Annotated in this window: 21 protein-coding genes and 2 tRNA genes; 14 read left to right on the plus strand and 9 right to left on the minus strand. The window is 42.1% G+C overall.

Going from position 1 to position 25,259, the window contains the following annotated elements:
* Position 1: 1 nt before the first annotated feature.
* A tRNA-Asn gene (locus Q4549_RS21450) sits at positions 2-77 on the plus strand.
* A 145-nt stretch (positions 78-222) separates the two neighbouring features.
* Positions 223-2,067 (plus strand): EAL domain-containing protein, encoded by a 1,845-nt coding sequence (locus Q4549_RS21455; RefSeq protein WP_303554586.1) that lies wholly within the window; start codon positions 223-225, stop codon positions 2,065-2,067.
* On the opposite strand, the gene nrdG is transcribed toward Q4549_RS21455, so the two are convergent.
* The gene (gene nrdG / locus Q4549_RS21460) at positions 2,068-2,538 is read right to left on the minus strand and encodes an anaerobic ribonucleoside-triphosphate reductase-activating protein (RefSeq protein WP_303554584.1); all 471 of its coding nucleotides are present in this window, start codon (positions 2,536-2,538) and stop codon (positions 2,068-2,070) included.
* Entirely contained in the window at positions 2,539-4,659 is a 2,121-nt protein-coding gene (gene nrdD / locus Q4549_RS21465) for an anaerobic ribonucleoside-triphosphate reductase (RefSeq protein ID WP_303516871.1), read from the minus strand.
* 346 nt (positions 4,660-5,005) lie between these two features.
* Here nrdD and rsxA point away from each other — a divergent pair, with 346 nt between their 5' ends.
* From rsxA to nth, 7 genes are read left to right on the plus strand one after another with little or no spacing between them, the layout of a single operon-like run.
* The gene (gene rsxA, locus Q4549_RS21470) at positions 5,006-5,584 is read left to right on the plus strand and encodes an electron transport complex subunit RsxA (RefSeq protein WP_137673141.1); all 579 of its coding nucleotides are present in this window, start codon (positions 5,006-5,008) and stop codon (positions 5,582-5,584) included.
* Positions 5,585-5,593: 9 nt separating this feature from the next.
* Complete coding sequence (gene rsxB, locus Q4549_RS21475) at positions 5,594-6,154, plus strand: electron transport complex subunit RsxB (RefSeq protein WP_137673140.1); 561 nt, start codon at positions 5,594-5,596, stop codon at positions 6,152-6,154.
* The gene (rsxC, locus tag Q4549_RS21480; RefSeq protein ID WP_303554581.1) at positions 6,155-8,617 is read left to right on the plus strand and encodes an electron transport complex subunit RsxC; all 2,463 of its coding nucleotides are present in this window, start codon (positions 6,155-6,157) and stop codon (positions 8,615-8,617) included.
* Entirely contained in the window at positions 8,604-9,674 is a 1,071-nt protein-coding gene (gene rsxD, locus Q4549_RS21485; protein ID WP_303554580.1) for an electron transport complex subunit RsxD, read from the plus strand. The genes rsxC and rsxD overlap by 14 nt, the downstream gene beginning before the upstream one ends.
* A complete protein-coding gene (gene rsxG / locus Q4549_RS21490) occupies positions 9,664-10,296 on the plus strand; it encodes an electron transport complex subunit RsxG (RefSeq protein ID WP_303554578.1) in 633 nt (210 codons plus the stop codon). The genes rsxD and rsxG overlap by 11 nt, the downstream gene beginning before the upstream one ends.
* Before the next feature lie 12 nt (positions 10,297-10,308).
* A complete protein-coding gene (locus Q4549_RS21495; protein WP_303554576.1) occupies positions 10,309-10,992 on the plus strand; it encodes an electron transport complex subunit E in 684 nt (227 codons plus the stop codon).
* On the plus strand, positions 10,989-11,624 hold the full coding sequence (gene nth / locus Q4549_RS21500; protein ID WP_303554574.1) for an endonuclease III: 636 nt from the start codon (positions 10,989-10,991) through the stop codon (positions 11,622-11,624). Before Q4549_RS21495 ends, nth begins: the two co-directional genes overlap by 4 nt.
* 33 nt (positions 11,625-11,657) lie before the next feature.
* On the opposite strand, the gene Q4549_RS21505 is transcribed toward nth, so the two are convergent.
* Entirely contained in the window at positions 11,658-12,485 is an 828-nt protein-coding gene (locus Q4549_RS21505; protein ID WP_303554572.1) for a hypothetical protein, read from the minus strand.
* Between the two features lie 447 nt (positions 12,486-12,932).
* Positions 12,933-13,802: an OmpA family protein gene (locus Q4549_RS21510; protein ID WP_303516880.1), complete on the minus strand. Its 870-nt coding sequence runs from the start codon at positions 13,800-13,802 to the stop codon at positions 12,933-12,935.
* 120 nt (positions 13,803-13,922) lie between these two features.
* On the opposite strand from Q4549_RS21510, the gene rnt reads away from it, so the two are divergent.
* The 4 genes from rnt to fabA all read left to right on the plus strand — a co-directional run bounded on the left by rnt (position 13,923) and on the right by fabA (position 18,605).
* Positions 13,923-14,576, plus strand: coding sequence for a ribonuclease T (gene rnt / locus Q4549_RS21515; RefSeq protein WP_303554570.1), 654 nt, complete (start codon positions 13,923-13,925; stop codon positions 14,574-14,576).
* Positions 14,577-14,589: 13 nt separating this feature from the next.
* Complete coding sequence (locus tag Q4549_RS21520) at positions 14,590-15,921, plus strand: Na+/H+ antiporter family protein (protein WP_303516883.1); 1,332 nt, start codon at positions 14,590-14,592, stop codon at positions 15,919-15,921.
* A gap of 71 nt (positions 15,922-15,992) precedes the next feature.
* Positions 15,993-17,990 (plus strand): AAA family ATPase, encoded by a 1,998-nt coding sequence (locus Q4549_RS21525; RefSeq protein ID WP_303554567.1) that lies wholly within the window; start codon positions 15,993-15,995, stop codon positions 17,988-17,990.
* A gap of 78 nt (positions 17,991-18,068) precedes the next feature.
* Positions 18,069-18,605 carry a bifunctional 3-hydroxydecanoyl-ACP dehydratase/trans-2-decenoyl-ACP isomerase gene (fabA, locus tag Q4549_RS21530; protein ID WP_137673130.1) on the plus strand — a complete coding sequence of 179 codons (537 nt, stop codon included), beginning with the start codon at positions 18,069-18,071 and terminating at the stop codon, positions 18,603-18,605.
* 44 nt (positions 18,606-18,649) lie between these two features.
* Here the strand turns inward: fabA and rmf are convergent, their stop codons facing one another.
* From rmf to rlmKL, 5 genes are all read right to left on the minus strand, one after another.
* Positions 18,650-18,826 carry a ribosome modulation factor gene (rmf, locus tag Q4549_RS21535; protein WP_137673129.1) on the minus strand — a complete coding sequence of 59 codons (177 nt, stop codon included), beginning with the start codon at positions 18,824-18,826 and terminating at the stop codon, positions 18,650-18,652.
* 146 nt (positions 18,827-18,972) lie between these two features.
* Complete coding sequence (locus Q4549_RS21540; RefSeq protein ID WP_303554565.1) at positions 18,973-20,799, minus strand: DUF3466 family protein; 1,827 nt, start codon at positions 20,797-20,799, stop codon at positions 18,973-18,975.
* Positions 20,796-22,691: an ABC transporter ATP-binding protein gene (locus Q4549_RS21545; protein WP_303516887.1), complete on the minus strand. Its 1,896-nt coding sequence runs from the start codon at positions 22,689-22,691 to the stop codon at positions 20,796-20,798. Before Q4549_RS21545 ends, Q4549_RS21540 begins: the two co-directional genes overlap by 4 nt.
* Positions 22,685-22,924 (minus strand): glutaredoxin family protein, encoded by a 240-nt coding sequence (locus tag Q4549_RS21550; protein WP_303554563.1) that lies wholly within the window; start codon positions 22,922-22,924, stop codon positions 22,685-22,687. The genes Q4549_RS21545 and Q4549_RS21550 overlap by 7 nt, the downstream gene beginning before the upstream one ends.
* Before the next feature lie 4 nt (positions 22,925-22,928).
* On the minus strand, positions 22,929-25,025 hold the full coding sequence (gene rlmKL / locus Q4549_RS21555) for a bifunctional 23S rRNA (guanine(2069)-N(7))-methyltransferase RlmK/23S rRNA (guanine(2445)-N(2))-methyltransferase RlmL (RefSeq protein ID WP_303554561.1): 2,097 nt from the start codon (positions 25,023-25,025) through the stop codon (positions 22,929-22,931).
* A 161-nt stretch (positions 25,026-25,186) separates the two neighbouring features.
* Between rlmKL and Q4549_RS21560 the strand changes: the two genes are divergently transcribed.
* Positions 25,187-25,259: transfer RNA gene (locus Q4549_RS21560), tRNA-Met, on the plus strand.

Below are 25,259 nucleotides of genomic sequence, written 5' to 3' on the forward strand. Positions count from 1 at the left end.
TTCCCCAATAGCTCAGTTGGTAGAGCGGTGGACTGTTAATCCATGTGTCGTTGGTTCAAGCCCAACTTGGGGAGCCACATTTCTAATTATTTTCCCTCCTACTTCACGCTAACGTTTTTACACACTTTAAAATTATATTACCTAATGCTAAGCATCTGATAGATAAGTCTAATGTTTGCATGTATCATTATTATGATCGCCGAATAATTATACAGGTAGGATATGAAAGGCCTTAGAACATTCTTTGTTGTAAATGCTTTTTTGTTTATTGCGTTATGGATTTCCTTAGTGGGTGTACACGTACAACTTTTTAAGTTGGATCTTGCGCGTGAAAACCAACAGATAAATACCCTACTCGCCTTGCAACTAACAAAAGTAAGCCAGCTCAACCAGGACTATCTATCTGGGTTACGCGACCAGCATAACCTCAGCTTTATTTCTACTCAGTTAGCCGTAGACAACACCTTGGCAACTGTGGGCTCTGCTCAGCACTGGCTGGTAGATTTAGCCGAACCCAGTAAAACTGCTATGCAGACTTTAGCGGTAGACAAATTTAGCGTGAATTTTAAGCCTTCTTTTGAATTTGTTAGTGATGGTTACTTAAAACTGTACCTTACTATTGCAGCGTTATGTTTTATGGGCTATTTCCTCACGAGTTTATTGTACCTGCGCGCAATATCTCGAGTTAAGAGCAAACTTAAGAAACTGGTTAACGCTGACCGTCTCGTGGATGAAAAGCCCGTATTAGGCTCGGTAGGTGAGCTAATTAAAGATCAGAAGCAACAGTTCACTCAGCAAATTCGCCAACAAAAGCACGCGATTAAACAACTTGAAAAACAAGTCGCATTAGACCCGCTAACGGGTCAGTTTAATCGCCACTCTTTCCGCCAAAAAATGCAAGAGATGCTACAGTCAGAGTCTAAAAACACCGTATTGTTCTTAGTGAGAGCCTCTCAGCTGGAGGAAATCAATAAATCTCGTGGACATCAGGCTGGCGACGACTACATCAGAGAGATTGCGCGTATTATTGATTTAAACCGCAAAGATTATTCAAGCAGCCTACTCTATCGTTTGTTGGGAGCTGAATTTGCTCTTATCATCCCTAACTTTGCCGCCAGCCGAGTAAGCCAAATAGCGCTAGCGCTGAAATCTTCGTTAAGCGATTACAGTAGCAACAAACAAATGCAAAGCGCCGCTTACACCGGAGTTACCGAACTAAAACAAGGTGATTCCATAGAGCGCATTATAGCCCGTGCCGACGCTGCATTAGCTATTGCTCAAAGCCTTTCACCCAACGGATGGGAAATCGTTTTAGAAGACAACGAAACATTGGAAAGTAGCGAACTTCAATGGCACACCACCATTAGTAGGCTCATCAATCACGCTAACTTCCGCTTAGCTTCTCAAGCTATTCAATCGCTTCACAGAACCATGCCTGCTTATCATGAAGTATTTATACGTTTCTTGTCTGAAAAACAGCAACAGCTGCCAACAGAAACTACCTTGGTAATGGCACAGCGTTTAGGAGTGATTGTTGAGTTAGAAAAAGCCACTTTACGCTATATTTTGAAAACGATTTCTAGCCAGAATGCCGAATATCGTTGGGGAATTAACCTAAGTAAGCTAATTTTAAACGACCCAGAGTTTTGTGGTTGGCTTACTCAAGAGCTACTCACCTACCCTAACCTGAAGTCTCGCGTGGTATTTGAAATTGAAGAAGAATTGCTAGACATGCACTTAACCAATGCTAAGAAACTATTTGAGGTATTACGACGCAATAGCTGTCACACAGCAATTGCAGATTTTGGTAATGGTATTGGCTCATTCAAGCTGTTTAAAGAACTAAAACCTAACTATGTAAAAATTAGCAGCGATTTGGTTCAGCAACTTGAAACCGATAAGGCTAACCAGCAGTTTGTTACTATGTTAGTAGAAGTATCACATCGACTAGGATGCCAAGTAATTGCTCAAGGTGTTGAAACGCTTGAGCAAAAACAATTGCTAGAATCTATGTATGTAGACAGCTTGCAGGGTTACTTAATTGCTCGTCCTGAGCTAATAAGTTAATTAACGCAGTGGTTGTTGGTAGATAATTTGGTTACTACTACCGCGCCATTGCAACTTTGGATCGGCAAGTGTCTGTTCATACTTGCCATCAATTAGGGTATCGACTAACTTAACTACCGCTTGCTGCTGTTCATCAAGATCGCTTAATAAATACCCTGTCCACAGCCATATATCTTTATCACTGCATTCCTGTTTAACACGTTGAACTAAACGATGAACGGCTTCGACGTTTTTCGGGTGAAGGGGATCTCCACCGCTAAGGCTTAGGCCTTTTCGTTTAATCCGCGTGTCGTTTAGGTCATCAATAATTTGTTGTTCTAATTCGGCAGTGAACTGATGGCCTGAATCACAACTCCACGACTTTTGATTGTAGCAACCGCGGCACTGATGCTCGCAGCCGGCAACAAACAAGGTACAACGAGTACCTTGTCCATTAACTACATCAATAGGATGATAGCTTAAGTAGTTCATTTATAGATGTTTTACTCGTCGTTTAACTTCTTCTTGCTTACCGTAGTTAAACGGGCGTGCATCTGGGCTACCTAGATAACCACATACTCGTCGAGTCACCGATACCTTGCTGGCTTCAGTGTTGCCGCACGAAGGACATTCGAAACCTTTACTAGTGCAGTTAAACTCGCCAGTAAAGTCACACTCGTAACATTCATCTATCGGTGTATTGGTGCCGTAATAAGGTACGCGACTGTAGCTGTAATCCCATACGTCTTCTAAAGCTTCAGTGTTGTGTTGCATGTTTGGGTATTCGCCATAACAAATAAAACCACCACTGGTTACCGACGGGTAAGGTAATTCGAAATCGATTTTGTCGAACGGATTAACTTTTTTCTCTACATCTAAATGGAAGCTGTTGGTGTAATAGCCTTTATCAGTAACGTCAGCAATCACACCAAACTTTTTAGCGTCTAAGCGGCAGAAGCGATCACACAAGTTTTCACTTGGGGTGCTGTACAAGCTAAATGCATAGCCGCTTTCTTTTTCCCAGCGAAGAGTAGCTTGCTTAAGCGCAGTAACAATACCAAGGGCTTTTTGTTGAAGTTGTTTATTATCGTACACGTGGTCTTTGTTGTCGTAGAGCGCGTTTACTGTTTCGTGTAAACCAATGTAACCCAATGAAATTGACGCACGACCGTTTTCAAAGATCTTAGATACGTCATCTTCGGCGTTAAGCCGAACACCACAAGCGCCTTCCATGTACAAGATGGGAGCAACTTTGGCTTTCACGCCTTTTAAACGGTCTATACGTGTATCTAGGCCCATTTTTGCCACGCTTAAACGTTGCTCCAATAATTCAAAGAAGCGTTGCTCGTCACCTTTAGCTTCAATAGCGATACGCGGTAAGTTTAAGCTAACCACTCCTAAATTATTGCGGCCGTCGTGGATGTCTTTACCATCTTCTTGGTAGTGACCTAAAAAGCTACGGCAACCCATTGGGGTCTTAAATGACCCGGTGACCTCTACTACTTTTTCATAGTTAAGAATATCTGGGTACATGCGTTTCGACGCACACTCTAAAGCTAACTGCTTAATGTCGTAACTTGGGTCAGACTTCTTATGATTTAGGCCATCTTTAATTGCAAACACCAGTTTAGGGAACACTGCTGTTTTGGCATTTTTGCCCAAACCTGCAATACGGTTCTCTAAAATTGAGCGCTGAATAAGGCGAGAGGCCCAGCAAGAACCTAAACCAAATCCAAATGTAACAAACGGAGTTTGACCATTTGCGGTATGCAAGGTGTTTACTTCGTACTCAAGTGACTGAAAAGCGTCGTGACACTCTTTCTCAGTTTGTGCTTTAGCGTAAGCTTCGGCGTCTGCTATTTGCCACTGTTGAGCGGTAGCTAAATGTTTCTCATGGCTTTTAAGCACATAGGGCGACAGAATTTCATCGATACGGTTAATCGTGGTTCCGCCGTAAATATGGCTAGCCACTTGGGCAATAATTTGTGCCGTAACAGCAGTCGCCGTAGAAATCGACTTAGGCGTTTCTATCTCGGCATTACCCATTTTAAAACCACCGGTTAACATCCCTTCAAGGTCAATCAACATACAGTTAAACATAGGGAAGAACGGTGCGTAATCTAAATCGTGAAAATGGATTTCACCAGCTTCATGGGCTTTAACAACATCACGTGGAAGTAAATGCGTTTTTGCGTAATGCTTAGCAACAATACCTGCTAACAAGTCACGCTGAGTAGGAATAACTTTACTGTCTTTATTGGCGTTCTCGTTTAACAGTGCCGCATTGCTTTGCTCAACCAGACCTCTGATTTCGCTATTTAGCACGCTACGCTTATCGCGAGCAACGTCTCTATCATGGCGATATTCAATATAAGCACGAGCCAGTGTTTTGTTGTCGCTTTCCATCAAGAAGTTTTCTACCGACGATTGAATATCGTTAATATCAACTTCTGATTGATTCAAAAACTGCTCAGTGACCTGCTGAGTAATTTGTAGTGCTACGAGGTTATCCTTTACTCCTAAAGCTTCAGCAGCTTTCAGTACGGCATCTACAATTCGCTTCGCGTCGTAAGGTACACGGCTTCCGTCTCGTTTTATCACGACTGTTTTCACGATTTACGCTCCAATTTAACTCACTCATTCTATAAAATTGTTTGGAAGCCACGTTGTTAAAGGCTTTGCAGAGAGTTCTGCATACAAAAAGCGTTAAACAGGATGGTTTTCCATATCTAGTGGTGAAGGATTTTAGTACCCACTAGATATAGTAGTCGAGTAATTTTATTCATAAAGCAAATACCAATGATCAAGATCAATTGAAGCTAAGAAAGACAATTTGTTTGCACAAAAATGACCCACTAATCACAGCAATATTTTGTGCCCTTTCCCACAGTGAACTCGCGGTTGTTATACGGCACGCAAACAAGGATAATAGCGGCTCGTTTCGCTGCATCTTACTTAAATGACTGAATATTTGTTGTTATTGATTAGCACCGTGCTGGTTAATAATTTTGTACTCGTTAAATTTTTGGGCTTATGCCCATTTATGGGTGTATCCAGTAAAGTGGAAACTGCAATAGGCATGGCCTTAGCAACCACTTTTGTACTCACCCTCGCCTCTATGTGTTCTTATTTAGTGGAGCAATATATTCTTGCACCACTAGATATAGTGTATTTGCGCACCATGAGTTTTATTTTGGTGATTGCCGTTGTAGTGCAATTTACCGAGATGTTTGTTCAAAAAGCCAGCCCCGCTCTGCACCGCGTATTGGGTATTTACTTACCTTTGATTACCTCTAACTGTGCAGTCCTAGGCGTAGCGCTGTTAAATATTAACGAACAACACGATTTGTTTGAGTCAATTATTTACGGGTTTGGCGCCGCTGCAGGTTTCTCATTAGTTCTCATATTGTTTTCAGCGATGCGAGAGCGCTTAGTGGTTGCCGATATTCCAGTGCCATTTAAAGGTGCTGCAATCGCCATGATCACCGCAGGCTTAATGTCGTTAGCTTTTGTTGGATTCACCGGATTAATTAAGTAGTAAATCAGAATGTTAGAAGCACTCATCGCCATTACATTATTAGCTCTCGTGTTTGGAGCAATACTGGGTTATGCCGCAATAAAATATAAAGTGGAAGGCAACCCTATTGCCGACCAAGTAGAAGCCTTGCTCCCGCAAACTCAGTGTGGACAATGCGGCCACCCAGGCTGTCGCCCCTATGCAGAAGCCATTGCCAACGGTGAAGCAATCAATAAGTGCCCGCCGGGTGGTGATGAAACCGTAGTAAAGATTGCCGATTTGCTTGGTGTTGAAGCGATCCCTTTAGATGAAGCCGCCGTTAAAGAAGATGACCGCAAAAAAGTCGCTTTTATCGTAGAAGATGCTTGTATTGGTTGTACTAAGTGCATTCAAGCTTGCCCAGTTGACGCAATTATGGGCGCAAATAAACACATGCATACCGTTATTAGCAAAGAATGCACTGGTTGCGAGCTTTGTGTAGCACCCTGCCCAACCGATTGTATTGAAATGCGCCCTGTACCCACTACCACCAAAAACTGGGATTGGAAATTGAATCAGATTGACGTAGCAATCATCGAGGAAAGTAAATAGATGGTTGCTTGGCTAGAAAAAATTAAACAAGGTTTCACCTGGAACTATAAAGGTGGCGTGCATCCCAGCACCAATAAACAAAATATTAACTGCGATAAGCCAGAAACTATCGACAACCCCGCGGTCATTAGTATCCCCGTTCAACAGCATATTGGCAGTGCTGGAAAATTATTAGTTAAGGTGGGTGATAAGGTCCTGCGAGCTCAAGCGCTAACAGAGTCACAATTTTTCCAAGCACCACCGGTGCACGCCTCTTGTTCTGGTGAAGTGATTGCCATAGAACCGCGCATAACTGCACATGCCTCAGCAATACCTGAGTTAAGCGTGCTCATTAAGGTAGACAAAACCCAACAAGACGTAGTGTTACCTGCCGCCTTAGAAGGTGAGCAATTAACCGCTGAGAATATCTGCCAGCGAGTGCATCAAAGCGGTATATCAGGCATGGGTGGAGCTGGCTTTCCTACTGCATTAAAAATCACTCCGCATAAAGCCTTAGATGTACTGATTATCAACGGCGCCGAATGTGAGCCCTATATATCTGCAGATGATTGCCTAATGCGCAACTACGCAGCTGAAATAATTGAAGGCGTTACCCTACTACAAAAAGTATTACAGCCAGCAATTACCATTGTTGCAGTAGAAGACGATAAACCCGCGGCGATTAAAGCACTTAAAGAGAGTACTAACGATTCCATTAGCATACGTAGTATTCCGACGAAATATCCTTCAGGGGGTGAAAAGCAGTTAATTCAGGTATTAACCGGTAAAGAAGTTGGCGCTAAACAACTGCCTATCGATTTGGGTATGTTGGTACAAAATGTAGGTACCGCTTATGCTATACACAGAGCGGTAAACCATGGTGAACCGCTTATCTCTCGTATCGTAACCCTGGCGGGAGATTTGGTTGCTACCCCTAGCAACTACTGGGTGCCGGTTGGTACACGAGTGGAAGATGTAATTGCGAATAAACTGCAAGCAGCTAGTGAAACCCCTACGATAATGGGGGGCTCTATGATGGGCTTTATGTTGCCGAGTAATCAAGCACCCATTGTAAAAACAACCAACTGTTTAATCGTTAATCACCCGCAAGCTGCCCAGAAAGAGTCGCCTTGTATTCGTTGTGGCGAATGCGCACAAGCTTGCCCAATGGGACTATTGCCACAACAACTTTATTGGTTCGCCCAAGGTGATGAGTTAAATAAAGCCCGCGATTTTAATATTATGGATTGTATTGAATGCGGGGCTTGCGCGTTTGTATGTCCGAGCGAAATTTCACTGGTGCAACACTACCGCACAGCGAAAGCAAAGATAAAAGCCGAAGACATTGCCCAAAAAGAAGCTGATGTTGCAAAGCTTCGCTTTGACGCCAGACAAGCACGTTTAGAAAACGATAAACTCGAACGTAAAGCCAAACATCAGCAAGCGGCACTGCGCAGGCAAGCACAGACTCAAACTCAAGCTGATGACAAGCCTGATCCTGTAGCTGCAGCGTTAGCAAGAGTGAAAAAAGCCAAATCGGAGGCGCCAACGGCGAAACAAACCGACACCGGCGAATGGGTACCCGATAACCAAGCCGCAATAGCGCAGCGCGAAGCACGCAAAGCGCAAAAACGCCAGCAACAAGAGAGCTCATCAGCCAAAACCACAAGTAATCCTGCGGTTGCCGCAGCCATTGCGAGAGCAAAAGCAAAAAAAGAATCGACTACGTCCGATGAACTAGATTCAACAACTCACTCAGATACTAAGACAAGTGCTAATCCAGCTGTCGCTGCCGCGATTGCAAGAGCGAAGGCTAAAAAGCTTGCGAGTGAACAACAAGTAACAACTGAAGAAGCAAACAATGCTGAACCTGAAACGCCGGTAAAATCGTCAGCAAACCCAGCGGTTGCTGCGGCTATCGCTCGCGCCAAAGCCAAAAAGCTAGCTAGTGAGCAACAAGTAGCAACCGAGGAAGCAAACAATGCTAAACCTGAAGAGCCAGTAAAATCTTCAGCCAATCCAGCGGTTGCTGCTATCGCTCGAGCGAAAGCCAAAAAGCTTGCTGCTGAGCAACAAATAGCTACCGAGGAAGTAAACAAAGCTGAACCTGAAGAGCCAGTAAAATCTTCAGCAAACCCAGCGGTTGCTGCTGCTATCGCTCGCGCCAAAGCCAAAAAGCTAGCTAGTGAGCAACAAGTAGCTACCGAGGAAGTAAACAATGCTGAACCTGAAGAGGCTGTAAAATCATCGGCTAATCCAGCGGTTGCCGCAGCTATCGCTCGCGCAAAGGCCAAAAAGGCCGCTGCGGCTAGCAGTGAAAGAGCTGACGATACAGTAATCAATAAAGACGAGAATTCGGAAGTCAAAGCTGATAAACCTAAAAAGGTTAACCCTGCGGTGGCTGCCGCTGTGGCGAGGACTAATGCAAAAAAAGTAGCTGAACAGAAACAACGCGAAGAGAATGAATCTAATGACAACAACTAAACTACAAAGCTCTCCGTTTGTTAGAAAGCCACTGAAGACCAAGACTTTAATGTTTTGGGTAATGCTGTGTTTACTGCCCGGTTTATTAGTTCAAAGCTTGCATTTTGGTATAGGTACACTGGTACAAGTATTACTTGCTAGTACTGTTGCCCTTGTCAGTGAATCCTTAGTGATGGTGCTGCGCAAGCGTCCTGTTTTTTCAACCCTCAGTGATAATAGCGCTTTAGTAACGGGAATATTAATCGGCCTTGCTCTTCCAGCTTATGCACCTTGGTGGATTACCGTTATTGGCGCTAGTTTTGCGATATTAGTGGTTAAACACTTGTACGGTGGCTTAGGCCACAACATATTTAACCCTGCAATGGCAGCTTATGTTCTGCTGCTGGTCTCTTTCCCTGTCACGATGACAAGCTGGATGCCACCGCAAAGTTTATTACATGAAACCTTAACCGTGGCAGACGGGCTATCCCTCATCTTCAATGGATATACTGTAGATGGATTTAGCATCAAACAAATAGCCAGTATTGATGGCCACACCATTGCAACCCCCTTAGATGAAATGAAAACGCAACTAACGCTAGGGTTTACCTCTACTGAGATCGCTAATAATGAAGTATTTGGACGATTCGCCGGTATCGGTTGGCAATGGATAAACGCGGCATACTTAGTCGGTGGCATCGCCTTGGTGTATTTGAAGGTGATACGTTGGCACATTCCCTTGGCCTTTTTGGGCACCTTACTCGCACTTAGCTTACTGTCTAGCGCTATTAACCCAGACCACTCTATCCCCACTTTATTGCAGTTGTTTTCTGGTGCAACCATGATTGGTGCGTTCTTTATTCTTACTGATCCCGTGAGTGCCGCGACCAGTAACAAGGGACGGATTATTTACGGTAGTTTGGTTGCCTTACTCGTATTTGTCATTCGTAATTACGGCGGTTATCCAGATGCGGTGGCGTTTGCAGTACTATTGAGTAACATGGCAGTGCCAATGATCGATCATTTTACTAAACCGAGAGTGTATGGTTACGGTGAAGGAAGCAACAATGAGCAGTAAGCGCTATTCGATGACTAAAAACGCCGGCATGTTAGCCTTGTTCGCATTCGGTTGCACCTTACTGGTAGTCATTGTTAATTACTTCACTGCACCACGCATTGAAGAACAAGTAGCCAAGCAACTGCTTAGGTCAACAAACGAAGTATTATCTCCAGAGTTAGCCGGTAATGATTATCAACAACGGTGTTACCGGGAAACTAACCAACAGTTTTTAGGCAGCGACAAAGCACAAACTATTCGTTTAATTAGTGTTGATGGCCAAGTTCAAGCATTTGTTTATCAAACGACTGCGCCAGACGGTTACAGTGGCGCAATTCGTCTACTGGTAGGAGTCAATGAGGATGGTTCGGTAAGTGGTGTGCGGGTAGTACAACACAACGAAACACCGGGCTTAGGCGATAAAGTTGAAACTCGAAAATCAGATTGGATTTATCAATTTGACCAACAAAAATTGTTAGAAGAAAAAGACCCTCGCTGGGCAGTTAAAAAAGATGGTGGACAATTTGATGCTTTTACAGGCGCAACCATTACTCCTCGCGCGGTAGTGAAAGCAGTTAAAAACGTACTGATTTATCACAGTAATAATCAACAAATACTGCGCCAGTCTGCTGTTGACTGCTAATTAGGATTTGATATGAGTGAATATAAGAAACTAGCGTGGCAAGGACTCTGGAAGAATAACCCAGGTTTAGTGCAGTTACTTGGCTTATGCCCACTGTTAGCAGTGACCTCGACCTTAACTAACGCAATAGGTTTAGGTGTAGCCACTATGCTGGTGCTTATCGCTTCCAATACTACGGTTTCGCTAATTCGTAAATGGGTTGCTAAGGAAATACGTATTCCTGTGTTTGTTATGGTGATTGCGTCTTTTGTTACCTGTATTCAACTATTAATGAACGCTTATACCTATGGTTTGTATCAAAATCTTGGGATCTTCATTCCCTTGATCGTGACAAACTGCATCATCATTGGTCGCGCGGAAGCCTTTGCGGCACGTAATGAAGTAAAACCGGCCGCGTTCGATGGCTTAATGATGGGCCTAGGTTTTGGCTTGGTATTAGCATTAGTCGGCGCGATTAGAGAGTTATTAGGTAACGGCAGTTTATTCTATGGCATCGAATTGTTGCTGGGTGATTGGTCGTCATTTTTGTATGTTCAGCTAGTCAATTTCGACGAACACTTTTTGGTTGCCATACTGCCGCCTGGCGCATTTTTGGTAATGGGGTTTATCATTGCTTTAAAAAACATTATCGACACTAAAGTTTACACTAAGCAGCCTGTTGAAGCCTCAAACATGGAAAATACGCCTCAATCATGAACAAAGATAAACGTTTAGAAATATTGACTCGGCTGAGAGACAATAACCCAAAGCCTGAAACAGAATTAAACTTTGCATCTCCATTTGAATTACTCGTCGCTGTAACATTGTCAGCCCAAGCGACTGATGTTAGCGTCAACAAGGCCACTGATAAGTTATTTCCTGTGGCCAATACTGCGCAGCAAATATTTGATTTAGGTGTCGATGGCTTAAAAACCTATATTAAAACCATTGGCCTGTATAACAACAAGGCCATTAACGTCATTAAAGCCTGTGAGATGTTAATTAACCTTCATGGTGGCGAAGTACCAGAAAACCGTGAAGCACTTGAAGCTCTTCCCGGCGTTGGTCGTAAAACCGCTAATGTTGTGTTAAACACAGCTTTTGGTTGGCCAACTATCGCAGTTGATACTCATATTTTCAGAATGGCGAACCGAACTAAATTTGCAATGGGCAAGAATGTCGATCAAGTTGAAGAAAAAATGCTAAAGGTGACACCTGCTGAATTTAAAGTAGATGTTCATCATTGGTTTATCTTACATGGCAGATATACCTGTATCGCGCGCAAACCTCGTTGTGGAAGCTGTATTATTGAAGATCTATGTGAGTTCTCTGAAAAACAAGATTTGTAATGACACATTACATATACAATTCTTACCAACTTACTAAGGATCTACAATACACTTACAAACTCCTTCTAATTCAGGAAGAAAAATCTCAAATAGAACGCAGTAATATTCCATACTCAAAAAGAGGTCTTCATTGTCCCAACAGTTGGTATAAAAATTACCAAATGGAAAACCGAAAGTAGGAAATATATAATGGAAATATAATCTCGATGTAATTTCCTTTCCATCCAAAGATATAGCTATTATTGGTTCTACTTTAAAAAAGTCACAACCATGAGAGATATTGTTAACAATAGATTCTAAAGACACAAAGAAAACTACCTTACTACCTTTTCCAAAACTACGGGAATAACAAACAAAATTACGTGATGATATTTGTTTATCATAGAAAAAATAGTGTTTTCTTAATTTATCATCTAAAACAGTTTTAATTATTTTTTTCCTACATGAAAAACTTGAAGTAAGGAGTTCCTCTGGTAAGACGCAACGTCTTTTTATTTTCTCTTTGGCTAGATTGACTCTAATTTCATCAAGCACCAACTGTCTTTCAACTAGATAATCATTCCAGTTTTTGTTCATGTAAGAATTAGACAACTTAGTAAACTGAGATAGTTTGTCTGGGTATCTCACTCCGGCAACCCTGGTAATGCTAGTTTCAAATAAAGAAAGCTCATATTCTCTATATATTTTATAGTATGTGTCGAACGATTCTCCACCCACACCTTTCCAAAAATTAGTGTTCCAGTAATAAACTGTTGAAAACGAGTCCCAATCTAACCTATTTAAACGGCTTTCTCTATCTGTATAATTTTCAGAAATTTCCTTAATTAAAGTATTCAAAGTATTAATGAAATCGTCCACCATTTAAGTTACCTTGCAAATATCATAAGGATACCAATCCCTGAAAGCAGAGCAAGGTCAATACACAATTAGTTTATACTCAGCTTAGCTAATAGGCTCGATGTTGAGTAGTAGAATGGAATATCAATAACAACCTAGCTTAACCTGAAGTCATTTTAACGTATTTTTTCAGTTAACTGACGAAAAAAGTTAAGGCGCGAATGCATTTTTCCGTTAAGGTTAATTTCTGAAAGGGGAGTATAAATCATAGACAACGATTAGCGTAGAATCACAGTAAACTGTTTAAATTAGTTTTCTTCCTCAGCCTGCTAAGTATATATTCTTCTATGCGTTTTAGTGTCTGTTTGACTTGTTTTATAGAAAGTAACACTTTGGCAGCAGTATAATAGAAGCCAATTGAGGCTTAAAGAAAAAGCTGACGTTACGTTCAACTTTTTCTTTATAGAATAATTAAAGTAAATCTTTACCTAAAGAGATCACCACTCGGCGATTTCGCTCTCTTCCCATAGTATTATCGTTTCGTGCTACATGGCGACGTTCACCATGACCAGATACTTCAATAACACTTTCATCTAGACCACTAGATTTAAAGTAATCTCTAACTTTTGTTGCTCGCTTTTCTGATAGTTCTTGGTTAATCCATTTACCACCATAGCTATCGGTATAAGCATCTACTAATACCACATCAATCTCAGGATCGTGTTTTACATAATCACCAATTAGCTGCAAACGTTTTTTAGAGCGAGGAGTTAATTCATTACTATTGGATTGATAAGTTAAAACCGTAAACGCAATGTCATCAAAAGAATAGGGTAACAAGCGCCCTACACACTTCAAAAAATCGTTGTATTGGGTTTTAAAATTAATCGAGGAAATGCCCACTGCGGTGGTATTGTTATTGGCATACCAATCATCGAAATAGAAGGTAGGCACATTCCCGTCTTCTAACTCACTCAACATTCTCCAAGCGGGCTGCGCGTTTACATATCCATCAAACTGTTGGTAAAACGACAGTTCGCTGATTTTTTTTGAACTTGCACCTGGCTTCCACAGTGGAGGAACACTGCGTAAAGAGACTTGGTGAGTTTCAGCCGAAATTTTGTACATGTCGAGGTAGAAATCGAGATTTACGCTTTTAGATGCGCGACTAACAAAACTAGCAACGCCAAAAGCAGGAATGAAGTGATCCATTCTGCATTCAATGGGGGTTTTGTTTGAAATCACCCATGTCGAGTCATCAAGTGACGCGGAATAGTTTCGTACATTGGCTTGAGCCGACAATGCGCACAGCGCCAAAGGCAACAATAAATAACGTTTCATTAGCAGAAATCCTCTCTTCTCTACAAATTATCGGCATCTGGCCAATAATCTTTAAAGCAAATTCGCGATTCTTTGCCGCTTTTGTAATAATGCGCGCTTCCGTATTTAGTTACCCACATTATGACCATAACAGAACTCACTACCCAGCTAATGTCTAGCCGCTTTAGAGGCTATTACCCTGTTGTTATCGACATCGAAACAGCAGGCTTTAATGCAAAAACTGACGCCCTGCTTGAAATTGCAGCTTGTTTACTTAGCTTCGATGAAAACGGCCAATTGTATGTACTTGAGAGTATTCAGTACAACGTAGAGCCCTTTGAAGGCGCAAACCTAGAAAAAGCGGCATTGGAGTTTACTGGTATAGATCCAGAAAACCCATTGCGTGGCGCAGTAAGTGAAGACTTTGCGCTAAAAGACATGTTTAAGCCGATTCGCAAAGCGCTCAAGTCACACGGCTGTAATCGAGCAGTCATGGTTGCGCATAATGCGGCGTTTGATATGGGCTTTTTTAACGCTGCGGTTGAGCGTTGCAATATAAAACGAAACCCCTTCCATCCTTTTGTTAGCTTTGACACAACCAGTATCAGCGCTTTAGCGCTAGGGCAAACGGTGTTGGCCAAAGCGTGTAAAGAAGCGGGTTTAGATTTCAATAACGAAGAAGCACACTCAGCCCTTTATGACGCACAAAAAACTGCAGAGCTGTTTTGTTTAATTGTGAACAAATGGCAACACCTTGGCGGCTGGCCGCTCCCTCAGCAAGACGAACAAGACTAAATTGGAATTATAAATGCTAAACCCTGTGGTTATCTCGGTCTGCTTGATGTTGTTATTAAGCTTGTTAAGAGTGAATGTAGTACTTGCCTTGTCGGTAAGTGCTATGGTGGGCGGTTTGCTTTCTCATATGAGCTTAGCGGAGACCATTGCCAGCTTTGAAGCTGGCCTAGGTGATGGCGCGCAAATTGCGCTCAGTTACGCATTGTTAGGTGCATTTGCAGTCGCAATATCACGTAGTGGTTTAACCGACCTTATTGCAAACAAAATTGTCTCTACAGTGGACAAAAACAGAGATAAACACCTATCTCGAGTAAAATGGCTAATGCTGGTGGCTATTATCTTAATGGCTGTCAGTTCGCAAAACTTAGTGCCCGTGCATATTGCTTTCATCCCTATTTTAATTCCGCCACTACTCGCGGCTTTTAATCAACTGAATATTGACCGGCGGATCATTGCCTGCTGTATTACCTTTGGCCTAGTGACCACCTACATGTGGCTGCCCTATGGGTTTGGTAGTATCTTTTTGAATCAACTTTTACATTCCAATATTGAAAGTGCTGGTTTAGTAATTGAACGCAGCCAACTGCCTAAAGCGATGACAATCCCAGCTATAGGAATGATAGTGGGTTTACTCACTGCAATTTTTGTCTCATACAGAAAACCTCGTCAATACAAGACTGTTGAGCTAATTCCAACTGAATCAGAAACACAAACATCAGTACCCGTGAGCAAGGGCCGCTTGATAATGAATGTTGTCATTATCTTATTGGCGCTTGCGATTAACGTTTATACCGAATCCATCATTATTGGCGCGCTTTGTGGCTTTTTAATGCTTACAACCGCCGCTGGTTTACGCCCTCAAAGCAGCCAAGATTTATTCGTGGAAGGCGTAAAACTGATGGCATTAATCGGATTCATCATGATTGCCGCTAATGGTTTTGCGGGGGTGATGAAAGCGACCGGTGGCGTGCCTGAATTAGTAGCTAATGCGGGGCAAATATTAGGCTCGAACAAAATGTTTGCCGCAGCAGTACTGCTTATAATGGGTCTGCTCATCACCATGGGAATTGGCTCGTCTTTCTCAACAATTCCTATTATTGCAGCTATCTATGTTCCATTGGCTTTGTCACTGGGGTTTTCGGATCTCGCAACTGTAGCATTAGTTGGCACAGCTGCAGCGTTAGGTGATGCGGGGTCTCCGGCTTCAGATTCCACTCTAGGGCCTACAGCGGGTCTAAATAGCGACGGTCAGCACGACCACATATGGGATACCGTAGTGCCCACATTTTTACACTTTAACCTACCCTTGTTGGTTTTTGGTTGGATTGCAGCTATTGTCTTATAAGACACTGTAACAAACTGTTTTAGCTAATAATTACTACACACAAGAATTTGTACGTTTAACGGAAAACCAATTTGACTGATTTAGCCCTATCGATTGAAAAGTTACGCCCTAGTTTTGATTTAAGCAACATTGAGCCTTGTGCTGAGTTGCAATGGTCAAATCTAATGCCCGTGGCTAAAGCCAGTTTTGATTATTTTCTTGCAACAAATTTTGATAAATCACTCATGATTTGTCAGTCGCCGAGTTTTTTAGATGAACAAGCTATTATTAAAAGCTTACTCGATAGTGGTGATGCTAGGCGAGCAGCAAAAGCTTACGTTATCTTGGCTAACCCGGAGCAACTTAATCGACCTTTAAGTTTTGAGATTAGCGCTAAACAACTAAAGGCATTCAATCAAGCGATTGATGCCTTTAAAGAGTTATTAAAACAAGACTTTAGTTCAGAATTGCTAGCGACAGAATTCGCTGAAGATATGCAATTCTTAGAAGAAAACAATAAGCAGTCGCTAAGTTCAATTTTGCAAAAACTTGTGGATGAATCTATTGAAGCAACTTTTGTTCAGGCTCTAGAAAGGCTATTTCGCTTCTTGCAGGAAAATCCTGAAAACGTTAACTGCAGTGCTTTTTACAAAGCGTGGGAAACCAATCACGCTGCGGTATTTTGCACAGAGTTTACCCGGGTAAGTTTGTTTGGCCAATTACTTACTCCTCACCCTAACTATCCATATGATTTGAATAACATTTCTTTAGGGCAACTCCACATAGGCAACAATGGCGTATTAGTTTTAAATGCTGAAGATGTATTAGCCGACCCTAAACTTTGGTTTGAACTAAAAGCTAGCTTTAAAGACCAAACCCTTGCTTGGTCAAAAGTAGACTCTGATAAAAAGTATTTGCAGGCTAGTGACTTACCTTTGCGTATTAAGTTGATTATTTCGGGTAATGCGATTGCCGTATCGGATTTGTATGAGCTGGACCCAGAGTTAAGCAAATTAAGCATCGCAGAAACAGAGCTATTGAGCGAGGTAGCAACAAATCCCGACTTGATTAATTGTTACCTTAGCCAATTAAATTATGAGTTACAGCAATTGGATCTACCGCAATTGTCCCACGAGTTATACCAGCCGGTATTGTCTTTTGCAGCAAAACTCTGTGAGCATAATGCCTTACTAAGTTTGGGTTTAAACCAGATACTCAATCCTTTAAAGCGCCTTAATCATTTAGGCTTAGCCCATAACGAAGCTGGTTTTGAGCAAGCTTTATTAACCTTAGGCAACAATATCAACAGTCAGCAACGTTTTAGTGACCTGTCTTATCGAGACGGTCAAACCCACATTTGTTTAAGCGGAACACAAGTGGGTCAAATAAACGGTCTGTCGGTTATTGATTTTAATGGCTTAGGCCTCTCATTTGGAGAACCGATTAGGATCACGGCTAACGCTTTTCAAGGAGACGGTGATTTTACTGATGTAGAACGAAAATCTGAATTAGCGGGTAACATTCATGCTAAATCAATGATGATCATTCAAGGGTTTCTGACTCAATTATTTGCTAAAGAACATCATTTCCCCTATTCCGGCAACGTAGTATTTGAACAGTCTTATCATGAAATAGATGGCGATAGTGCCTCTCTAGCTGGAGCATTGGTTTTACTCAGTGCCTTATCTGAGTTGCCAATTTTTCAACATATAGCTGTTACCGGCTCCTTAGATCAACAAGGTAATGTACTCGCAGTTGGCGGGATTAATGAAAAATTAGAAGGCTTTTATCGAGTTGCTAGAACTAAGGGAGTAAATACTCCTGTGACGGCTATTATTCCTAGCGCCAACCTAGGTCAGCTTAATCTTAGTAAAGACTTATTAGACGCTTGTTCAAACGGTCTGTTTAGCGTTTATACAGTAGAGACTATTGAGCAAGCGACTAAACTGGTATTTGGTGTGCCTGCAGGCGAACTTTATGAACCGGATTCAGTTTATGGAAAAATATTCAAACGAATAAATATAGATGATGGAGAACCTAGCCTCCTAGCTTGTTTAATAAAGAGAATTACTCGTTTATTCAAACTCTGATAAATTAATTGGACATCGGACTTGTTTAGCGCACACGTGTTCGCTAAAGTATCGGCAAATTTTTTAAAGGTATTATCCATGACTCAGGTTTCGCAAAAAGAACTAGGCAAAACTAGTTACGAACGCCAAGAATTACTCGATTGTAGCCAAGGCCTTTTGTTTGGAGAAGGCAATAGTAAATTACCTGCACCCAACATGTTAATGATGGATAGAATCCTCAAGATTACGCATGAAGGCGGCGAGTTTGGCAATGGTGAGATTATAGCCGAGTTAGATATTACCCCAGATCTTTGGTTTTTTGATTGCCACTTCCCGGGTGATCCGGTAATGCCTGGTTGTTTAGGCTTAGACGCTATGTGGCAGTTAGTCGGATTTTTCTTAGGCTGGAGCGGTGGACCAGGTAAAGGTCGTGCTCTAGGTGTAGGTGAAGTGAAGTTTACTGGTCAGGTACTACCTACTGCGAAGAAAGTCACTTACCGCATCAAAATGAAACGCGTAATTATGCGTAAGCTAGTGATGGGAATTGCTGACGGTGTCGTTGAAGTAGATGGCCGAGAAATCTATTCGGCGAATGATTTGAAAGTAGGTTTGTTCACTGATACCTCAAGCTTCTAAATAACTCTTTTAACCTAAAAAAGCCCTTTTAAAAGGGCTTTTTTTTAGTTGTTATCTAATCCTGAAACGCGTTCTTCAAGAGCTTCTCGCCACCCCCCATACCAGTGACCCCTTGCGTCGGCCCCGCCGTACGGACAAGTCTCTTTAGACCTTCCTGATAACCCTGCTTGATAACCTTTGGCATGCGCTCTTTCTAAACGATCGCGTTTTTGTCTTTTCATAGACTTCTTCCTCATCAAGATCAGAAAACAAAACAGGAGCCCTAGGGCTCCTGATCTACTATCGCTTAACAATTTACAAAGATCAAAAACAAATTTTTTGACTATTCGCTAACTATTTGATCTTTATGTGGCACTAAAAAGACAAATTAATGTTTTATGAAACGTCTCACAAAAACAACAGGTAAGAGCAGCAAAGCTAACCAAAGGCTACTTGCACCTTTTCGCTCATACTTAACGTCTTCAATTTGTGGACACACCGCTAAATTATCGATATCGGTTACAGCAGGGTTTCTAACCAGTTTAAGCAATACCGCTCGTGGATTAACACCATTTACAAAGTTTTCTGCCGTCTCGTAGTGGTAACCGTTTGCAAAGATCTCACCCTCGTCGTTTATATGAGTAGCATATTCAAACCGATATAAAGGGATTTGTGGTTCACCGTTTTGTTCGTAACACGTAAGCTGATTTAAGGTCCATGTGTAAGAAGAATTTCCATCTAGATAGCGATTGTAATCTAACAACATTCCAGTTTGGCGACGGGTAGTACCATTATAAGAAGGCTGTTCTTCTCCGTCACCATCACGCCAACCAACGATTATTCCACTATTGTTAATATCGCTAAATTCACTATTGGCTCCAGAAAACGGTTTGTTTCTTAAAGGCCATCTAACTTCTTGATAGTTTTCAGAATTTTCATCGTTGTCATAAATAAATGCTTCAACAGGACGGTTACGTGACTTAACTTCAACATAGCGCAAGTTACCAACCACTAGAGACTGGTTGTTAATGGCGTTAGCCCAAGTATGTGTAACAGAATCTTCAAACTTATCATTATCTCCATCAATCGCAATATTAGGGATCTTGTTAAGTTTGTAGGTTCCATCTCCGTTATCGGTGTAAAATGTCGCGCGGCCTCGCGAGCCGTTTGTACTGTCATAGACGTCGTCTGAAGAAGTGCCTACAAACACTTCTCCATTATAATCTTTAATCAAATTGAAATTCGGCGCGTTACCGTATCTAGAGCGCACGTAGCCATCTACGAAGAGCTCTCCTGTAACTTGATCCCCATCTAGGGCATCTGTAATGTCCCATGCCCAAGCTTGAGTATGAAAACCGGAACAACGGTAATAGTTTTCTCGGTTACCAGTCTGGCACTCGCCAAAACTATCAGAATTTGAATAACTGACACTGGCTAATCCAATGACCAGTGTTCGACCATCTTTCTCTATGATTTGTAAACCTGAAGACAGTCCACCTTTGTCGTCTGCTAAATCTCCACTGCTATTAAAAGCAGTAGGTAACAATGTAATTTTAGCTTCAGTAGACAAATTGTAAGCGAAACCGCGCTGAATGAAGTCTCGTGCATAGCTGGAGCCTGTATCGCTTGTGAAGGGCGAAGAATCGTACCCCACGGCCCAACCTAACTCCCCATTAATACTATTTACTCGAGTATCCGTAGTATAAGTGTCGTTACTTATATCATCGAAAACATAGAGTTTTTCATTAACGGTATCCCACGTCGGTAACGGTGGTATGTTTTTTCCGTCTGTATGAGCCCCAGAAATATTTCGTTCGCTAATAAAAGCTAATACATTCGATTTATACAGTTTACTACTTTGGTCTCTTAGTCTGTCGCGGTATAACTCGTAAAAGCTGCCCGTCCCGTAATAAAACAAGTTACACACTTCGCTCGCATATTGGCAACCATAATCAAAGGTAGTGCGGTCAGAAAAATCATAAAAGCGAAATGGACTTCTAAACGTTAAGGCATTACCCGCTACGTAGTTACCATCTTCACTTGCAGCGGTCACGTTGATGTTGCCATCACCTTCAGCAAGCCCGTTAGCCGCTTCTAAGGGAATTTCTTCAACTAAGTAATAAGATTCGGTTTGCGCAGCATGACTAAACCCTGCTGACAACAATAAAGGCGCGAATGCTAAGCTCAATGAGCAATTTAAAATAGACTTCTTCATGAATTTTTTAGTTCTTCCAATTCTTCCCAACGCGAATAGAGGTTTTCTAAAGCCTCTTCTGCACTGGCTAAACTATTTAGTGTCTGTTGAACCAGATCCTGTTCTAGGTTAAAAAACTCCGGTTCGTTAACGTCGAGCTGTAGTTTTTCGACTAAGTTTTCCGCAGCTTCCAATTTTTCAGGTAACTGGTCAAGTTCAAGTTTTAATTTATATGACAGCTTCTTAGTTTGTTTACCTGCACGGTTTACAACATCAGATTTTTCTGTCGGCTTTATTGGAGCTAGCTTATTTTGGCTTTCAATGTAGCGCTCTACTTCTGAGTAACCACCCACATAAGTACTCACGTTACCTTTACCGTCAAAATGCCAAACATGGCTAGCGGTATTGTCAATAAAGCTACGATCGTGGCTTACTAACAACACAGTACCTGGGTACTGACTGACCAATTCTTCTAGTAACTCCAGCGTTTCGACATCCAAATCATTGGTTGGTTCATCTAAAACCAGCAAGTTAGCGGGTTTTAAAAATAGTTTTGCTAACATTAAGCGATTTTTTTCACCACCAGACAGCGCTTTAACCGGTGTAAATGCACGTTTAGGGTGAAACAAAAAATCTTGCAAGTAGCCCATAACATGGCGCTTCCCGCCATTAATTTCTACTTCTTGCTTGCCGCCGGCCAAATTGTCTAACAGTGTTTTATCTGGGTCTAACTCTTGGCGATATTGGTCGAAATAAGCAACGCTTAATTTTGTTCCTACTTTTACACTCCCCCCACTAGCGGTTAACTGTTCAAGTAAGATTTTAATTAAGGTAGATTTACCACACCCGTTTGCGCCAACTAAGGCAATTTTATCGCCTCGCATAACCAATAAGTCTATTGGCGAGATAATGGGATAATCGTCATTCGGGTACGAGAAGGTAAGCCCTTCTGCTTCAAATACGATTTTACCTGAGCGCAAACCATCGTCGATTTGCATTTTAGTATTACCTTGGCGATTAACCCGCTCACTGCGCTCGTTGCGCATCGCTTTCAAGGCACGCACTCGGCCTTCATTACGGGTTCTTCGTGCTTTAATGCCTTGGCGGATCCAAGACTCTTCTTCTGCAAGGCGTTTGTCAAAAAGGGCATTTTGCTCCTCTTCTACTCGCAACCATTCAGCTTTACCTTCCAAATAAGTGTCGTAATTGCCTGGCCATGAGGTTAAGACACCTCGGTCGATATCAACAATTCTAGTGGCTATTTTGCGAATAAATTCCCTATCGTGACTGATAAATACGATGGTGGCTTTGAAGTTAAGTAAAAATTCTTCTAACCACTTAATTGTTGTGATGTCTAAATGGTTGGTCGGCTCATCTAACAACAATATATCGGGTTCACCAGCCAGCGCTTTAGCAAGAGCTACTTTACGTAACCAACCGCCAGAAAGACCTTGCAGCGGTGCATCGCCATCCAACTTCATTGTAGTGAGTACGCGTTGTATTTCACTGTCAAACTTCCAACCATCTACAACATCAATTTCATGTTGTACTTGCTGCATGCGGTTGAGCTGTTGATCAGTCGCATTTTCATCGATATTCGACGTTAAATGATGAAACTCGCTAAGTAGCTTACCAATATGTGGTTTGCCTTCTGCGACGTAATCAAAGATGCGTTGCTCGCTGGCTTCAGGTGGATCTTGCTGCAAACGCGTAATAACTACGTCATTGACTAATTGACGTACGCCAGAGTCAAGCAAGACCGCACCTTCGATAACTTGCAATAAAGTACTTTTACCAGCGCCATTGCGCCCTACTAAACACACTCGTTCAGCTTTGTTTATCTGTAAATTGGCTTTGTTTAGCAAGGGAGTATCCCCATACGCTAACAACGCATCTTGTAGGTTTACTAACACGTACAGCTCTCTATAAATTGTTCTAACTGGCTGGCATCAAATGGCCAATTAATTGTTTGCTGACTAGGTTCGTGACAAAGCACCGGAATACTGTAGCGAAACTGCTCTACCAAAGACTCTTCATCAATAATGTCTTGTTCAGTTAATGCATGAATATTGGGGTTAGCTAGAATCAATGCTCTAGCGTCCTCACACAAATGGCATCCATCGGTACTATATAAAACCCAAGTCATACAACTAATCCTTGTGAATCATCCAACAATTGTGGATTTGTTTATTTCGTTCGAAGTCAGGCGAAAGCGACTGACTTGAGATATTTTCGGCAGATAAGCCTAACTTAGCCAGTCCGTCTTTATCCATTTTAAACTGGCGTTTGTTGTTTGAAAAAATCAGTTTGCCGCCAGGATTTAACAAGCGAGAAACCGAGGCCAGCAAATCAATGTGATCTTTTTGTATATCAAACACTTCTTCCATTTTCTTGGAATTAGAAAAAGTAGGCGGATCAAGAAATATTAAATCCCAGCGCTGTGATATTTGGGTCTTCAGCCAAGCCATACAATCAGCTCGTATAAACTCATGTTTATTAATTGGTAACTGATTTAACCGGAAGTTGTCTTTGGCCCAGTTAAGGTAGGTATTCGACATATCCACTGTGGTGACTTTAGATGCTCCGCCAATGGCAGCATGCACACTTGCTGACCCAGTATAGGCAAACAGGTTTAGTACCGATTTGCTGTTACTGTTTTGCTGAATATAGTGGCGCATGTTGCGGTGGTCGAGAAACAAGCCGGTATCTAAGTAATCGGTTAAGTTAACGTAAAACTGCGCACCATATTCCTGAACAACAAAGCGCTCTTTTTCATCGCTGTTACGTTCATACTGCTGGCGACCTTTCTGTTGCGAACGCTGTTTGATAACTAACTTGTCATTGGCTACTAAATCACTTTGTAACAAGCCAGTAAGCAAATCCATTAAACGGCGGCGAGCTTTAGCTGGCTCAATGGTTTTTGGCGCTCTATATTCTTGAACAATGACATAATCATCGTAGCAATCTACAGCTACGTTATATTCAGGCAGATCTGCATCGTATAAACGGTAACAAGTGATGTTGTCTCGCTTAATCCATTTTTGCAGTTTCTTTTTGTTTTTTAGTAGTCTGTTAACAAAGTCTTCGGCGTATTTACGTTGCGAGCCTTGCCCGCCCTCGCCTATTTGATAGATTTTCAGTACACAGTTGAGAGCACCGTTTAAAAACTTATATTGCTTATCACTGCGTAAACGTAAGTAATCCAGTAATTCAGGTGCTGCGGTAAATAAAGATAAACGCCAACCAGGATAATTCTCTCTTACGCTGGCGCCAAAGGATAAAAACAAGCCGATAAGTTTGGTTAATTCGCCTAGGCGTTCACCATAAGGAGGGTTAGATAAAATCAAACCCGGTTCATTAGGTGCTGCCGGCAAATTTGCTGCATCATGAACGTGAACAGAGATAATATCGCTTAAACCGGCGCGTTCAATGTTAGCTTTAGCTACGGCTACCATACGTCTGTCGATGTCGTAACCAATCAAACGCTGCTTACAGTTGGCCAAGCCCGTTTCTGCACGAGCATTTGCGTCTGCTTGAATATCGTTCCATGCAAATTTGGCAAAGTTACTTAAACGTTCAAAACCAAAACTACGATTAAGGCCTGGCGCAATGTCTGCTGCTTGCATCGCAGCTTCAATAAGAATAGTACCTGAGCCACACATTGGGTCGATTAGATACTTCTCTTGCCAATTACTTCTGGTGACCAATGCCGACGCTAAGTTTTCTCGAACTGGCGCTTCACCCTGCTCGGTACGGTACCCACGGCGGTGTAACGATGCACCAGATAAATCAATAGAAATAGCTAAGTACTTGCTTGCCAAGCGCACCACTATTCGTGCGTCTTCATCGGTTTTAGCTACGTTAGGACGAGATCCCACTGTTTTATTAAACTGATCAACAATGGCGTCTTTAACTTTTAGTGCGCCAAACTGGCTATTGTCTATATAGTGGTTGGTTCCACTGCAATGCACTGAAAATGTTTGATCGACGTTGAAATACTTATTCCAAGGTATCGAGTATGCGGCTTGGTAAAGTTCATCTACGTTGTCGGCTTGGGTTTCAACCAAACGTAACAAGATACGCGACGCGACACGTGACCACATACAAATTTTATAAGCCGTTGGCCAATCACAGGTAAAACTCACACCGGCAACCGTTTGTTTGCACTCTTGTGCGCCTAACACCTTTAATTCATCTAAACATAAGCTTTCTAAACCTTTAGCGGTCGAAGCGAAAAAATCAGCCATTTTTATACTCTATTTATTTAACCCGTGGATTATACCTGTTTTAGTACGGATCAGTAGTAAAAGCCTCATACGGATAAATAATCGGCAATCAGCAACATTTAGCAAATAATCTCTTGTAATATCGAAGCTCTCTGCGTACTATCCGCCCCGCATTAAACGGACGCGGGATGGAGCAGTCTGGTAGCTCGTCGGGCTCATAACCCGAAGGTCGTTGGTTCAAATCCAGCTCCCGCA

The sequence above is a fragment of the Agarivorans sp. 2_MG-2023 genome (genome assembly GCF_030548085.1).
GTDB lineage: Bacteria > Pseudomonadota > Gammaproteobacteria > Enterobacterales > Celerinatantimonadaceae > Agarivorans.

Bases quoted from the DNA above. Each gene is read 5' to 3' on its own strand.
- Q4549_RS21455 (WP_303554586.1), top strand. From the start codon at position 223: ATGAAAGGCCTTAGAACATTCTTTGTTGTAAATGCTTTTTTGTTTATT.
- nrdG (WP_303554584.1), bottom strand. From the start codon at position 2,538: ATGAACTACTTAAGCTATCATCCTATTGATGTAGTTAATGGACAAGGT.
- rsxA (WP_137673141.1), top strand. From the start codon at position 5,006: ATGACTGAATATTTGTTGTTATTGATTAGCACCGTGCTGGTTAATAAT.
- rsxB (WP_137673140.1), top strand. From the start codon at position 5,594: ATGTTAGAAGCACTCATCGCCATTACATTATTAGCTCTCGTGTTTGGA.
- rsxC (WP_303554581.1), top strand. From the start codon at position 6,155: ATGGTTGCTTGGCTAGAAAAAATTAAACAAGGTTTCACCTGGAACTAT.
- rsxD (WP_303554580.1), top strand. From the start codon at position 8,604: ATGACAACAACTAAACTACAAAGCTCTCCGTTTGTTAGAAAGCCACTG.
- rsxG (WP_303554578.1), top strand. From the start codon at position 9,664: ATGAGCAGTAAGCGCTATTCGATGACTAAAAACGCCGGCATGTTAGCC.
- Q4549_RS21495 (WP_303554576.1), top strand. From the start codon at position 10,309: ATGAGTGAATATAAGAAACTAGCGTGGCAAGGACTCTGGAAGAATAAC.
- nth (WP_303554574.1), top strand. From the start codon at position 10,989: ATGAACAAAGATAAACGTTTAGAAATATTGACTCGGCTGAGAGACAAT.
- Q4549_RS21505 (WP_303554572.1), bottom strand. From the start codon at position 12,485: ATGGTGGACGATTTCATTAATACTTTGAATACTTTAATTAAGGAAATT.
- Q4549_RS21510 (WP_303516880.1), bottom strand. From the start codon at position 13,802: ATGAAACGTTATTTATTGTTGCCTTTGGCGCTGTGCGCATTGTCGGCT.
- rnt (WP_303554570.1), top strand. From the start codon at position 13,923: ATGACCATAACAGAACTCACTACCCAGCTAATGTCTAGCCGCTTTAGA.
- Q4549_RS21520 (WP_303516883.1), top strand. From the start codon at position 14,590: ATGCTAAACCCTGTGGTTATCTCGGTCTGCTTGATGTTGTTATTAAGC.
- fabA (WP_137673130.1), top strand. From the start codon at position 18,069: ATGACTCAGGTTTCGCAAAAAGAACTAGGCAAAACTAGTTACGAACGC.
- rmf (WP_137673129.1), bottom strand. From the start codon at position 18,826: ATGAAAAGACAAAAACGCGATCGTTTAGAAAGAGCGCATGCCAAAGGT.
- Q4549_RS21540 (WP_303554565.1), bottom strand. From the start codon at position 20,799: ATGAAGAAGTCTATTTTAAATTGCTCATTGAGCTTAGCATTCGCGCCT.
- Q4549_RS21550 (WP_303554563.1), bottom strand. From the start codon at position 22,924: ATGACTTGGGTTTTATATAGTACCGATGGATGCCATTTGTGTGAGGAC.
- rlmKL (WP_303554561.1), bottom strand. From the start codon at position 25,025: ATGGCTGATTTTTTCGCTTCGACCGCTAAAGGTTTAGAAAGCTTATGT.